Origin of the sequence: Bacillus sp. FSL W7-1034, from assembly GCF_038593365.1 — a bacterium.
Classification (GTDB): Bacteria; Bacillota; Bacilli; order Bacillales; family Bacillaceae; genus Bacillus; species Bacillus altitudinis.
In genome coordinates this window covers 722,205-735,100 of record NZ_CP151989.1, presented here as the reverse complement: position 1 = coordinate 735,100, position 12,896 = coordinate 722,205, and the positions used below count along the sequence as shown (strand labels likewise).

Annotated in this window: 13 protein-coding genes; 5 read left to right on the top strand and 8 right to left on the bottom strand. The window is 42.2% G+C overall.

Translation table 11 applies throughout. The annotated features are described in order from the left end of the window. Positions 1 to 81: 81 nt before the first annotated feature. Positions 82 to 1,320 (top strand): MFS transporter, encoded by a 1,239-nt coding sequence (locus NST73_RS03640; protein ID WP_144740868.1) that lies wholly within the window; start codon positions 82 to 84, stop codon positions 1,318 to 1,320. Positions 1,321 to 1,354: 34 nt separating this feature from the next. Here the strand turns inward: NST73_RS03640 and NST73_RS03635 are convergent, their stop codons facing one another. The 5 genes from NST73_RS03635 to rfbF are packed head-to-tail and all read right to left on the bottom strand — an operon-like array spanning position 1,355 to position 6,136. Then, positions 1,355 to 2,284: a putative nucleotide-diphospho-sugar transferase gene (locus tag NST73_RS03635; RefSeq protein WP_047946786.1), complete on the bottom strand. Its 930-nt coding sequence runs from the start codon at positions 2,282 to 2,284 to the stop codon at positions 1,355 to 1,357. After that, a complete protein-coding gene (locus NST73_RS03630; RefSeq protein ID WP_160758104.1) occupies positions 2,285 to 3,475 on the bottom strand; it encodes a glycosyltransferase family 2 protein in 1,191 nt (396 codons plus the stop codon). Beyond that, complete coding sequence (locus NST73_RS03625; protein WP_268382435.1) at positions 3,472 to 4,383, bottom strand: putative nucleotide-diphospho-sugar transferase; 912 nt, start codon at positions 4,381 to 4,383, stop codon at positions 3,472 to 3,474. Before NST73_RS03625 ends, NST73_RS03630 begins: the two co-directional genes overlap by 4 nt. Before the next feature lie 12 nt (positions 4,384 to 4,395). Further along, on the bottom strand, positions 4,396 to 5,367 hold the full coding sequence (locus tag NST73_RS03620; protein WP_025092661.1) for a GDP-mannose 4,6-dehydratase: 972 nt from the start codon (positions 5,365 to 5,367) through the stop codon (positions 4,396 to 4,398). 4 nt (positions 5,368 to 5,371) lie between these two features. Continuing rightward, a complete protein-coding gene (rfbF, locus tag NST73_RS03615) occupies positions 5,372 to 6,136 on the bottom strand; it encodes a glucose-1-phosphate cytidylyltransferase (RefSeq protein ID WP_096881107.1) in 765 nt (254 codons plus the stop codon). A gap of 354 nt (positions 6,137 to 6,490) precedes the next feature. Between rfbF and NST73_RS03610 the strand changes: the two genes are divergently transcribed. Further along, positions 6,491 to 6,640, top strand: a complete 150-nt coding sequence (locus tag NST73_RS03610) for a DUF1540 domain-containing protein (protein ID WP_008344201.1) — start codon at positions 6,491 to 6,493, stop codon at positions 6,638 to 6,640. Between the two features lie 200 nt (positions 6,641 to 6,840). Continuing rightward, a complete protein-coding gene (locus NST73_RS03605) occupies positions 6,841 to 7,920 on the top strand; it encodes a DUF3900 domain-containing protein (RefSeq protein ID WP_039168562.1) in 1,080 nt (359 codons plus the stop codon). 63 nt (positions 7,921 to 7,983) lie between these two features. Here the strand turns inward: NST73_RS03605 and NST73_RS03600 are convergent, their stop codons facing one another. Next, on the bottom strand, positions 7,984 to 9,183 hold the full coding sequence (locus NST73_RS03600; protein ID WP_342499389.1) for an MFS transporter: 1,200 nt from the start codon (positions 9,181 to 9,183) through the stop codon (positions 7,984 to 7,986). Positions 9,184 to 9,286: 103 nt separating this feature from the next. Here NST73_RS03600 and NST73_RS03595 point away from each other — a divergent pair, with 103 nt between their 5' ends. Further along, complete coding sequence (locus tag NST73_RS03595) at positions 9,287 to 10,195, top strand: LysR family transcriptional regulator (protein WP_326377280.1); 909 nt, start codon at positions 9,287 to 9,289, stop codon at positions 10,193 to 10,195. Positions 10,196 to 10,227: 32 nt separating this feature from the next. Here NST73_RS03595 and NST73_RS03590 read toward each other — a convergent pair whose 3' ends face one another. After that, positions 10,228 to 10,707, bottom strand: a complete 480-nt coding sequence (locus tag NST73_RS03590; protein WP_024718610.1) for a YbaK/EbsC family protein — start codon at positions 10,705 to 10,707, stop codon at positions 10,228 to 10,230. Positions 10,708 to 10,853: 146 nt separating this feature from the next. Between NST73_RS03590 and NST73_RS03585 the strand changes: the two genes are divergently transcribed. Next, positions 10,854 to 12,056, top strand: a complete 1,203-nt coding sequence (locus tag NST73_RS03585; protein WP_274660846.1) for an MFS transporter — start codon at positions 10,854 to 10,856, stop codon at positions 12,054 to 12,056. A gap of 13 nt (positions 12,057 to 12,069) precedes the next feature. On the opposite strand, the gene NST73_RS03580 is transcribed toward NST73_RS03585, so the two are convergent. Next, the gene (locus tag NST73_RS03580; protein WP_342499388.1) at positions 12,070 to 12,801 is read right to left on the bottom strand and encodes a MurR/RpiR family transcriptional regulator; all 732 of its coding nucleotides are present in this window, start codon (positions 12,799 to 12,801) and stop codon (positions 12,070 to 12,072) included. Positions 12,802 to 12,896 lie beyond the last annotated feature (95 nt).

Genomic DNA, 12,896 nt, shown 5'->3' with positions numbered 1-12,896 from the left:
TATTGTTTTATAGTTCACCTTATGAATAAAATGAGGAGAATGAAAAAAAGAAAACAAGTTGAATGAAAGGAGGAAGTCTCATTGGCTATTGCTGCTCAAACAAAGAATAAACCTCAAAAAGCGGTCACCGGTTCAACGGTTTATCCTATTTTATTGATTATTGGTATTTGCCATATGCTCAACGACACATTGCAAGCCGTGATTCCTGCCATGTTCCCTATTTTAGAACGCTCAATGGGGCTGACCTTTACTCAATTAGGGCTAATCGCCTTTACATTAAATATGGTCTCCTCTGTCATGCAGCCTGCGATCGGGTGGTACACAGATAAACGGCCGATGCCCTATGCACTGCCTATCGCATTATTTTCAAGTGCTGTCGGCATTCTCGGCCTTGCGTTTGCACCATCATTTGCGACCATCCTACTGTGCGTCGTCTTTATTGGACTCGGCTCTGCGATTTTCCATCCAGAGGGCTCACGGGTTGCCAACATGGCAGCTGGTCCTAGACGGGGTCTTGCTCAATCCATCTATCAAGTCGGTGGAAATACAGGTCAAGCCTTTGCTCCGCTAATCGCTGCATTAATGCTCGTCCCTCTCGGTCAGCCAGGTGTGGCTTGGTTTACGATTGTTGGAATGATTGCTGTCGGTTTCCTTCTTTATATTTCAAGATGGTACGCAGGAAGACTTCAAACCATTCGAGCACAAGCGAAAAAAGCGCCTGCAAAAGCAGCAAGATCTGAACTTCACCGCAAGTCAGCGCTCACAGCACTTGGCATTATCGTCTTTCTTATTTTCGCGCGTTCTTGGTATGGAAATGCGATCTCGAATTTCTATGCGTTTTATGCGATTGAACAATATGGTTTGACGATTAAAGAATCACAAACTTATATTTTCTTATTTCTTATATTGGGTGCGATTGGGACATTTTTAGGCGGGCCGCTTGCAGACCGCTTCGGCAAGAAAACCGTCATTTTAATTTCTTTATTAGCATCCTTTCCGCTTGCCCTGCTTCTCCCATTTGCCGGACCAGTTTTTGCTTATGTTTTACTTGGACTCATTGGGATCATTCTGACCTCAAGCTTCTCTGTCACCGTGGTCTATGCCCAAGAACTATTTCCCGGGAAAATTGGTACAATGTCTGGTTTAACTGTTGGGCTTGCGTTTGGTATGGGAGCGATTGGATCCGTTGCCCTCGGCTCATTAATTGATGCAGTCGGTTTAACACCTACCATGATTGGTGTCGCCTTTTTACCGATATTAGGCATCCTAGCCTTCTTACTGCCAAGCGATCAGACCATAGCGAAATGGAATGAATCATAAAAGGTAAAAACCGCTCAATAAATGAGCGGTTTTTTCATATCTTATAAAAATGTGTGTCAGGAACATGCTTCTTTGCAATAAACCCCTGCTGAAAGTCTGGAAAGACCTTTTGCACCTGTTTAATTTTCAGATGAATCAAATCAGCATACGGAATATACAAATGATCCACAAGAGTGTGTTCTGTCATATAGTAATACCAATTCAGATTAAAGGTATTTTCATCAATGATCGTAAAGGCAGAAAAATGATAGAACAGCAGTGGACATTCGTCGAGATACATATCTCCTTTCACAACGGAGAGCTTATAGTTTTCAATATTCCAAATCGCTGCATTGGCACCTTTAGATGCCACCACATGGACACCCTCAAAATCATCGACCCATCTTTCAACATACCGCTGATCACCATATGTCTTTTTTTCCGTATCCATTTCTACTGTACAGTGCGCAATGCAGTTCTCTTTCCACTGCGTCACAGCCCGTTTGGCCACATCTGTGTTTCGACAGCCTACAAACCCAGTATTAAAACGGCCGGATAATTCATAAAAGTGATAGAAACGCTTGGAATTCATATGATCTGTCAAAAATACATGAGCGAGTGGATTTTCTGCAAATATCGCCTCTGGATCATGGTAAAAATACAAATCCGTATCCAAGTGAGCGAGATAATCTGCATCAGAGGACTCAAGAATTTTGAGTAGAAACGCAGGCTTAAGCGTCCAGCAATACTCGTGGAACGTACGATCCGCCTTTGCTTTTCGCAGCGAATCATCTTCCACATCTTCAAGCTGTTCATATTGGACATGTGGGTGAGGAAACTGACTTAACACCTTGTAAGCCAAAGGATCAGCACATAAGACAGAAAGTTTGTATGATTGAGCCGTCTGCTCAAGTGAATGAATCAGCGCCAGTAGCTTAAATACATGGGTATTCGACACAATGGTTGTGAAATGATAGGATGCCATCTACAACACATCCACTTGGAACAAGTCAACATGCAGCAGCTCTTTTGTGAGCCCTTGAATGGCCTCTGCCAGCACCGTGCATCCATGTTCCTGCTTGGCAAGCTGAGCCGCCTCTGACAGCTTTTTCAAAGGGAAATGCTTTGCCGTCAGCACGTCCTTTTGATCACGTTTAATGCCCACATTCCGCTCTGTGATCATATGAAGCAGCTCCAAAAAATAAGCGAGCAGATCATCATATGCTTCATTCTTACGCAGCTGGCGAATGTCTTTCACGATATCATTTGTCACGGTATGAGAAAATGGTCCAGAGAAAGCCAGATGAACATCAATCGAATCAATATTGTTGTACTTCTCGCACATATACAAAATGTTATATTTGATGTCATCGAATGACGTTAAATTACTTGGATGTTCCTGATGCACACTCAAAATATCCTCACGCAGTTCAAATGAGAGGCCAAGCTGATGCAGACGAATGCCTAAATCATAATCCTCAAACCCGTATCTAACGATTTTTTCATCAAACATCCCTAGTTCCATGACATGCTTTCGCTTGACGGAAGAGTTATTTGTGATAAAAAATCGCCACGGCAATTGATAAGAACTTAAATCATAGTCGTACGTGTTTAAAATGTCTTTCAGGATATCAATAAATTCGGACTGCAAGTCGAAGCTTCTCTCTAGAAATGCGCCGCTTTTCACTTCCTCCATCGACATAAGAGACGTTTTGTCTTTCATTTTCCGCTGATACAGCCCTTGTTTTTTTAATCGATTCACATGATCTTTATCAAAACCGGTGTAAAAATAACGGTAGATTCGCTTCCAGCATACACCGCAAATGACACGGTCCTCATGATCAGCATGTGCCTCTGCGTGCTTTTGAATAAATTGGGGCTCTGCCAGCATATCGCTGTCATGGAATATTAAAAGGTCTCCCTCTGCCTCACGAATGGCATGATTGCGCCCCTTGGCAATTCCTTGATTGACAGGAATACGCACCTTTTTGAATGGAAAGTTCACCTCAATGTTTTCGAGCATTTCCATCGTGCCGTCCGTTGACCCATTATCAGCGACAATGACCTCAAATGGAATATCGGTTTCCTGAAGCGTTAAGGAAAAAAGGCTCCCTTCTAAACGCTCTTTCGCATTATAACTCGGAATAATGACGCTGACCTTCGGCTTTTCATTCATGCGCCATCCTCCTCCAGTTTGGCATAGCCGTTAAACATCGGATTGACTTGTTCTACCGATTCAATCACATGACGCAGCACTTCCCGATAGGCTTCTTGGAAAAATGGCAAGTCATCTCTTCCTTTTTCATGGATTTGCTGCATATCATCTTTGCTTAAGATCCGAAAACCACTGAAATGATAGCAAATGAGTGGGCTTCCATCCTCAAGCAAAATACGTCCATTCTCTTCCTGATAAGAATGCTGGCCATAATTCCAGTGACCAATATTCACACCCTTTGTTTGAATATCCTCTACTTTTTCAAACAGCACCGGCATATGATCTAAATACCCTTGATCGCCAAATTTTCCTTCTCCAGGCGCATTTTTGCATTCTTTTAGACATTCTATTTTCCACCAGCTCAGGCACTTTCGGCCGGCTTCATCTCCTTTAAAATGCAGGAACCCTGAATTATAGCGCCCTAAAAGTTTCTGAAGCATCTTCACTTCCTCTGGATCAAAGCTTGGAATGACAATATCCCCTCTTGATAGAAGCACAGAGGCATCAGGCTGGTTTTGAAAAATCACTTGTGGACTCTCATAAAAGAACAAATCCGCATCAAGATACGTCACTTCCTCCGCCTGGTCCTGCTTAAATAGCCACTCAATCCAAATCGGTTTTAATGTCCAGCAATATTCCGAATCATTTCGTTCCTTTTTGATCTCTAGAAGCTCCGGCGTTTCAAGTTCACGTACATGAACAAGATCGACATGCGGGAAATTCATTTGATGAAGCAAATCAAATGCAGCATCATCCATACATAACGTCTTGATGACAGCATCATCTTCTACTTGCTTCAACGATAAGAAAAACGCAATAGCTTGATAAAGTCTTCCACTTGATAGAACCGTACAATATATGCTGTTCATCTGTATACACCTCTATTTTTGAAAGAATTCGCGATACCATTCAATTGTCTTTTCTAACCCTTCATCAATGGAGTAATCAGGCTTCCAATCAAGCAGCTTTCTCGCCTTTTCTGCTGATAAATATTGATGCTTAATCTCATGCGTTCCTTGATTCAAAATACGAGGTTTTAGTTCACTGCCCATCGCCTTTAAGATTTTATCAACGAGCTCAAGCACAGTCAGCTGAATTTCATTACTAAAGTTAAATGCTTCTCCTGCAAGCCCTTTTTCCTCCATTTTTTCAGCTAGCAGTAAATAAGCCTTGACCGCATCTTCAATATAGAAATAATCACGGATAAAGGTTCCGTCACTTCTAATTTCTGGCGCCTTTCCCTCTAACACAAGCTGGATGGTTTGCGGAATGATTCGGTTAAAATTCAAATCCCCGCCTCCATATAAATTACCGCAGCGCGTAATACAAACCGGTAGACCATATGTGTTGTAGTACGTGTGAGAAATTAAATCTGCACAGCTTTTTGACACATCATATGGGTGCTTGCCGTTAAGCGGCATGTCTTCATCATAAGGAAGCTGTTCTTGATCCCCGTATGCTTTATCACTCGATGCCACAATCACTCGTTTGATAAGCGGCTGCCTTCTGCATGCCTCCAGCACATTCCATGTTCCTAAAATATTGGCTTCAAATGTAGAGACCGGGTGACGATTTGCGACCCCGACAATCGCTTGGGCAGCCAAATGAAAGACTGTATCAATCTCATATTCTCCTAACGCACGTTCTATCGTTTGCATGTCCTCAAGTGCGCCTTGGACGACATTCATCTTTTCAAATTGACTGCCTTGATACAAGTTCGATCTTGGCACCTGATCACGTACAAGCCCTGTTACGTTTGCTCCTTGATCAATCAATTCCTTGACGAGGTAACTCCCTAACAATCCCGTACACCCGGTCACAAATACGTTTTTCCCATTCCAAAATCCGCTCATGCTGTCACCAAACCTTCCATGGTTGTTTTCCATCTGCCCACATGCCGTTGATTTCTTTCAAGTTTTTATACGTATCAATTGCTGTCCAAAATCCGTGGTGCTCATAGACTGCAAGCTCTCCATCATTCGCCAAGTTTTGAAGAGGCTCTGCTTCGAACACACATTGATCATCATCTGTTAAATAATCAAAAACCTTTGGAGACAACACAAAAAATCCTCCATTGATCATCCCGATACTGTCTGTCTTCTCAGAGAAGGATTGTGCCATCCCGTTATACACCTTCAGCGTGCCGTACTGTGATTTCTTTTCAATTCCTGTGACAGTGGCAGCTGCTCCAAGCTCTTGATGGCGCTTGAGCAAATGAAACATATTGATATTGGCAAGTCCGTCCCCGTACGTCATCATAAATGTCTCATCACCAATATAATCCTGTACCTGCTTTAGCCGCCCGCCTGTCATCGTATTCTCACCCGTATCTAAAAAAGTGATTTTCCAGTTCTCCGAATTCCCTAAAAGCTTTATTTCCCCTGTCGACATATCCAGCTGCATGCTGTGATGCCGCCAGTCGTAGTTGAGAAAATACTCTTTGATTTTCTCTCCTTTATATCCAAGCAATAAGATAAACTCGTCTACACCGTAATACTGATAGATTTTCATAATATGCCATAGAATAGGCCGATCTCCGATCATAGCAAGTGGTTTAGGAAGCGCTTGTGTGACCTCACTCATTCTCGTTCCCTTTCCTCCGCAGAGAATGACTGCTTTCATCTTCTCCCCTCATCTCTCTATGAAAATTTTTGATTGAAAACCCTATCTTCATGCGGAAAATCAGTACATGTACCCTTATACTTTGTCCGACATCAGGTTTTGAATCTACTCTATTCATATGTCGGAATAAGAGAGGGTGCCACCTAGCATTTAACTATTTTTACAAACAAAAAAGAGCGAGATTTGCATTCTCGCTCTTTCAAAGTTTAAATTGTATATTTTCAGGGTAGATGGTATGATAAACATGTGCATATACAGCACAAACAGCCTCTTTCGATAAAGAGACTACTAGATTGAATGAACTCAAGTGGCAGCTTGCTTCATTCTTAATATGAATCACGGAGGTGAATTCCCATGGCACAAAATGTACTTTGTGAAGTGAACTCTTGCCGTTTTTGGGCTGACAACAGCTGTACAGCTTCTACCATTAAAATTGGTAAAAGCACAATGACTGACGTGACTCGCAATGCTGAAACGGATTGCGAAACATTTGAAACAAAATAATACATGATTTTCTGAGATGAAGGAACTGGCAGGTTCCTTCTTTTCTTTTATCATTCTATCAAGAATGATAATTATTATCAAGCGTTTTTCACGAAACATTTCTCGGGAAATAATGACACGATATTTCTCCATTCGTTGACGATTTTCACTCCTTTTTCTATACTCAACATATCCAAAGAAGAAAAAGTGGTGACCAATCAGTGGATTTTACGATACGTTTTCTATCATTCTATGTGGTTGAAATAGAAGGCAAAGAGGAACAAGCAAATAAACGGTTTAAACATTACCAAACATTAAACCAAGAGGAATTTGAACAAAGTGAGCTGAAGGACTTTCTAGACGGTGAGCTTAAAAAAATCGTCAAACGAAAAGTGGACAGACACCCTAAGTCTGAGCAAGTACCGACTAAAATTGGCCGATTTATTGTCGAACCCGGGCATGAACTCGATTCAAATCCAAACTACAATTTATTTCATCAGACGAGATTTGCAGATACAAAAGAAGTATTTAACGAATGCAGTGAACAATTTGTTCGCACCTATTTAGATACAAGTGCTGTCAGAGGCGGCGTGTTTCTGGTTGCATCTGCGGTTCCTAAAAAGTATTTCGATGACTCTTTTGTCTTTATCATGAAATGCGATTTTGAACAGAAAGTCGCTTCTATTGCTGATACATCCACCTTGATCAAAAAAGTAGAAATGGCGATTACAACAAAAAACATGAAATCGATTCAATACCCGTTTATGCCAGAAGAGGGCATGACAGAGGAAGCCGAAGTGAAAATTCACCAATCCTCACACGCTCGTTATTTTGAAGACTTTCTAAAATTCGTCGAATACGGGGAATCGATGCCTGAAATCATGAAATCACAGGTCATGAATATGGTGCAGGAACATGTATTTGAAACATTTCAGGATGAAAGTGAAGAATTAAAACAATTTGAAGAGGACCTTGAAATATGGGAAGCAAGTGAAAAACGGGAGATTCGGGAAACACTCGATACAGAACAGGTCACGCTAGCCGCTTCACACATTGTTGAACAAACCCCTGATATCACGATGAAGATGCGTCTAGGCGAAACAGAAATTAAAGGACTTTTAGCCGACTTCGGCCACTCGATTCATATTGCAAAGGTCAACAATCGATATGTCGTGCTCGTTGAAGCAGATCAAATTGTATTTGAAAAAGGAAGCACACCTGTTGAATTCCATAAACCCAATGGCTTGAAAGAGGTCGTCAGCCAACTGACGCAAAAAGCCTATGATTCAGACTTAGAATAAGAGAATATGACTGCCTCCTGCGATTAGCTGCATGAGGCAGTTTTTTATATAACGCTTTATTTTTTACACTGCACTAGAAGAAACATGCTGCCCGCTTCTTATCCACATGCTGACGAGCATTAAACTTATGATAAGCATCAGCCAAAAGACGCTGTTTGTTCCGAAAAACTGGATCAACGTATACCCACACAAAGGTCCTAAAGCAGCCCCCATATCTTGAACAAAAGAATAGCTGGCGAGAAAGCGGTTCTTATCTGTTTGAGCAGAAGCTTTTTGAAAGGCAAGTGTATCGGTGAACGTTGTGACAATTGTTGCCATCAGTTGCATCAAAAGCAGCATCAATAGGAACCAGCCGCTTACCTTCAGCATGATCACAAGAAAACTGAGACCTCCAAATGAAAGAAACATCCAGCATAACATTCGTTCCTTCATCACAAGACGATCAAACCATTTGCCCGTTCTCGGTGCGAGAAATGGTTCCCATCCCCACCTGAGTGCTTGAATAACACCGCTTAAAGCTGAAGCTCCGATGACAAAGCCAAACAGAGTCAATTCATCTTGGTCAATCTTTGCTTCAATGACATGACTCAGCGTGGATGCGAATAAACCTTGGATGATCAGTGCGATCAGCATGCCTGTTATCAGTACTTTTACCACATCTCGTGTAAACCACTTCTGTTTGATGCCATGATACACCTGCGTGCCTTCTCTCTTTTCAATTTCATCCAACGATACATAAAAAATGCAGCCCATTAATGTGAGTAAGCCAAAGACAAGCGTCATGGACTGAAAACCGATCAAGCTGGCAAGGATTCCACCAAATAACATGCCAAATAAACTGCCAAGCCGGTAAAGCCCATTATAAAGACCCGTCAAATGTCCTTGTGAGCCTTCGTCCATTTCAGCCAAGACCCTCATCCCACTCATACGGAGTAACGTCCAAGCGAGACCCCATGCACAGCGGCAAATCAATAGCAGCCAAAATCCACTCATACCATATAATATCGTGGTCACTGACGCGATCAAAATTGCGATCAGTACACCGGTCTTCATTGGGATATATCGATAAAGCCACCATACGACAGGTGCTAGCGGGATACGAATGAATCGGTTGATAGACAGCAGTAACCCCACCTCCCAAATGGATGATAAACCAATCTCTTTCCAATAGACCGGGAGAACAATATAGAGCATTGAATCCCCAATAAGGGCAAATGCTGTGATGAGCGAAATTGACACCACTTGCTTTTGACGACGATCCATTTTTTCTTCCCCCTTCGCTACCTTTACGATAAGGGATACCTTATAATAAATCTAATGAATGTTTTTGATTGAATCATCAAAATAATTGATAGGCGGTGCAATGATGAATTTACATGCCCTCCGTATTTTTGCAAAGGTAGCCGAAACAAAAAGTGTCACACAAACGGCAGACGTGCTGTCTTTGACACAGCCGGCTGTGACAGCACAATTACGAAGCATTGAACGAGAGATCGGCTTTCGTCTTTTCAAACGAAACGGCCGGGGGATTACACTGACAGAGATGGGGAAGATCCTGTATCCATATGCTCGGCAAGTATTCGAGGCGGAAAAAGAAGTAGAATATCAGATCACCCTTCTGCAAAACGGAAAAAAAGGAAGACTCAGAATTGCTTCTACCTATGTACCACTTAACTTTTTGCTGCCTGATTGGCTTGCCTCTTTTAAAACATCATCGCCACAGACAGACATTGAATTAAAAAGCGGAAACTCCGCTCAAGTGATCGAAAGCCTGCTTCAATATCAATCAGATGTGGCGATCGCCGTAATAGAGGATCTGCACGACGAAGATCTTCACACCTCTCACTTAACTGATTTAAGTTATGACTTTATCGTGCCTGTGGATCACCCGTTAAATGGACAAACCGTCCCCCTAGAACGCCTAAGCCATGAACCCTTTTTAATGCGAGAAGAAGGCAGTTCGACGAGAGACAAGCTTTTTTCCCTTTTTACCGCTAAAGGAATTAAAAAACCGACCGTTGATTTACAATTCAGTGGTGTCCACGAAGCCATTCAAATGATCAAAGCTGGCTATGGCATCACCCTTGTTCCTCGTGACGCTGTTCAGCGAAGCTTAGAACGTGGAGAGATTGGGCGCGTGTATATCGAAGGAATTGACATTATCAGACCTGTTGTGGTCTGCAAACGGGCGAATGACCTTGAGGAAAATAGGACGGTGAATGCTTTTCTGCAAATGAAAGACATCGGACCCTTTATAGCACCTGACTCCAATTAAAAAAGTGCCTGCTTCAGCAACAGGCACTTTTTCTATTCGGATGGTTGAACTAGATCAAATGGGACCGCCTTTGAGGCTTTCACTAATTGTTCTGGTGTGATGAGTATTTCATTTCCCCATTCTCCTGCTCCAACGCCTAATATCTTTTCTTCTAATAGCGATGCTTCGATAATCGTGCGGAACCCTTCAGGCTGCCAACAAAATGGCGGGATGGAGCCAATGCGATAGCCTGTCACTTCAAGCACCGTGTCTGGTGAAGCCATTTTGATATTGCGAGAGCCTGCGGCTTTCTTTAGTTTCCCTGATTTGATGTGCTGGTCAGCACCAACCATCACAAGCAGCTGCTCCCCTTCCCCTGTTTCAAAGATCAATGTTTTGATCATTTGTCTTTCTCTAAAACCAAGAGCAGCCGCTACATTCGCTGCGCCCTTCTCTGTGTCGGCAGAAAATGTTTTGATGTCATACGGGATGCCATGCTTGTCCAAAAAGTCATGTGCTGGTAATTTTTTCAATGGATTGAACCCCTTTCCTTACAATGTCCTTTCATTTAGCTTATCACAATCCTCTCATCCTTAAGATGTATTTTTCAATGGAAAACCTCTGCACACTTCGCCAACATGCTATACTGAACTTGTTTTTGAAAAGGAGTCGGTTGGATATGGGAAATAAGTTTTGGTGTTATACAGGCAGTAAAAGCCTTCTCATGCTAAGTGATATTCTATTTTTGATGACAGTCACATTGGTTATTTATCAAGATACACAATCTGTCGCCTATGCGGCTGTATTTCCGCTCATAAGAACACTATGTCAGCTATTGGCTGGGCTCCTCTCGCCTGTTTTGACAGAACTCTTTCAAGCCAAGCGTCTATTGAAATGGGTCCCTCTTTTACGTATTGGAATGCTCATCGTATTCACGACCCAATTTGATTTCTTTCAGCAGCACCTGATCTGGCTGTTTAGTGCGTTCGTTTTGATTTCCATCACAGGCGGGTTCATCAGCCCTTTATTACAGGCCATCATGCCGATGCTTGTGCCAGCAAATCAGCTTGTGAAAGCGAACAGTACAGCCTCCGTTTTTTATCAATCTGTTCAAATCGCCGGCTATTCGTTTACTGGAATGCTCGTCCTGTTGATTGGTCCATTTTATTTAATGTGGGCCTCTTGTTTCATGATTGTGTTGTCCTATCTATTGATCATCCCTGTTTTTTCTCTACTCAAGCAAGAAGACACGGTTCAAAAAGAAAATAAGATGAACGGGTTCAAGGATGGCTGGAAGATCATTTGGACAAACAAAACGGTTCGCATCCTGACTTTCATGGATGTTAGTGAAAATATTGCAGGTGCTTTGTGGGTCGGACCGGTTACGCTTGCCTTTGTCACACTTGTTTTAAATGAAGGTGCGGAATGGTGGGGATATATCAATGCCGCATATTATATAGGTGCCATTATAGGCGGACTCATGGCTGCATGGCTAAGTCAGTTTATTCAAAAACAACTTCTCCTCTTTATGGCAGCGGGCTCTTTTATTTATGCAGTGCTGACGATCCTATTTTCACTAAACAGCCTGCCATGGCTTGCATTGCTGCTTTGTATTTTAATGGGGCCTGCCTATCAAATTCGGGATGTTTCGCAGCAAACCATCCTCCAAACGGAAACGCCAGTCCATGAGTTATCAAAGGTGTATTCGGCTCAATACGTTCTCTCTTCTATGTCTGTCAGTTTATCTATTTTCTTTGTTGGATTAATTGCGGATACATTCGGAGCGAGATTTGTGTATTTGTTAGGCGGACTGTTTGTACTCATCTGCTCAAGCATTGCCATCACCACTTTCATGATGCAGAAAAAAAGAGCGGCTGTTTAAGGCAGCGACTCTTTTACTTTTCTTTTAACATCGCAAACATGTCACGCGCCATTGCTTCTAGGATATAGACAACGGGTGTCTGTGTAGTGATGTTGGCTCTATGGACTCGTTCGTCTGTGACGTAATAAGCAATATTCAAGTCAGAAATACGAGAAATTGTACAGTGCTGATTGTTTGTAATACTAATGATCGTGCTGCCTTCTCTTTTAAGTTTCGAAATATGATCAATCGTAATACTGTTCTCTCCTGATACCGACAGCACAATGGTGACACTATTGTCTAAATACTGCATATTCATCGGGAAAAATGGATCATTGATGTAAAACGAAAATTTCTCCAGACTTGAAAAGTACCTTGCCCCATACTGCGCCAAAATACCAGAACTGCCCGTCCCAATAAACAGCACATTCTTTGCATCCGCAATGAGCTTCGCTGCCTCTTTAATCTTCTCCTCAAAATCTCCTTTAAGTGTCCGTTCGATAAATTCATACAGGAAATGCTGCGTGCTTTTCAAAGAAGGTGTTTGTTCTGCTTCTAAATACATTTTGAGCTTCACCTTAAATTCTGAAAAGCCTTCACAATTCACTTTTCGACAAAAGCGAAGGACAGATGAGGTCGATATATGTGCGGCATCTGCCAAATCACGAATTCTCATATAGACGACTTTTTCACTGTTTTCCATAATGTATCGGTATAAAGAGCTTTCTAGTTCATTAAAGCTGGAAATGACCTCACTTGAAAACATCTGACTTCCCCTTTCTCCAACAACATGACACAACACGTTTCTTTTATGTAACAAATCTCTAAATAGGGCACCCTTGCCTAAAGACGCTGAAACCG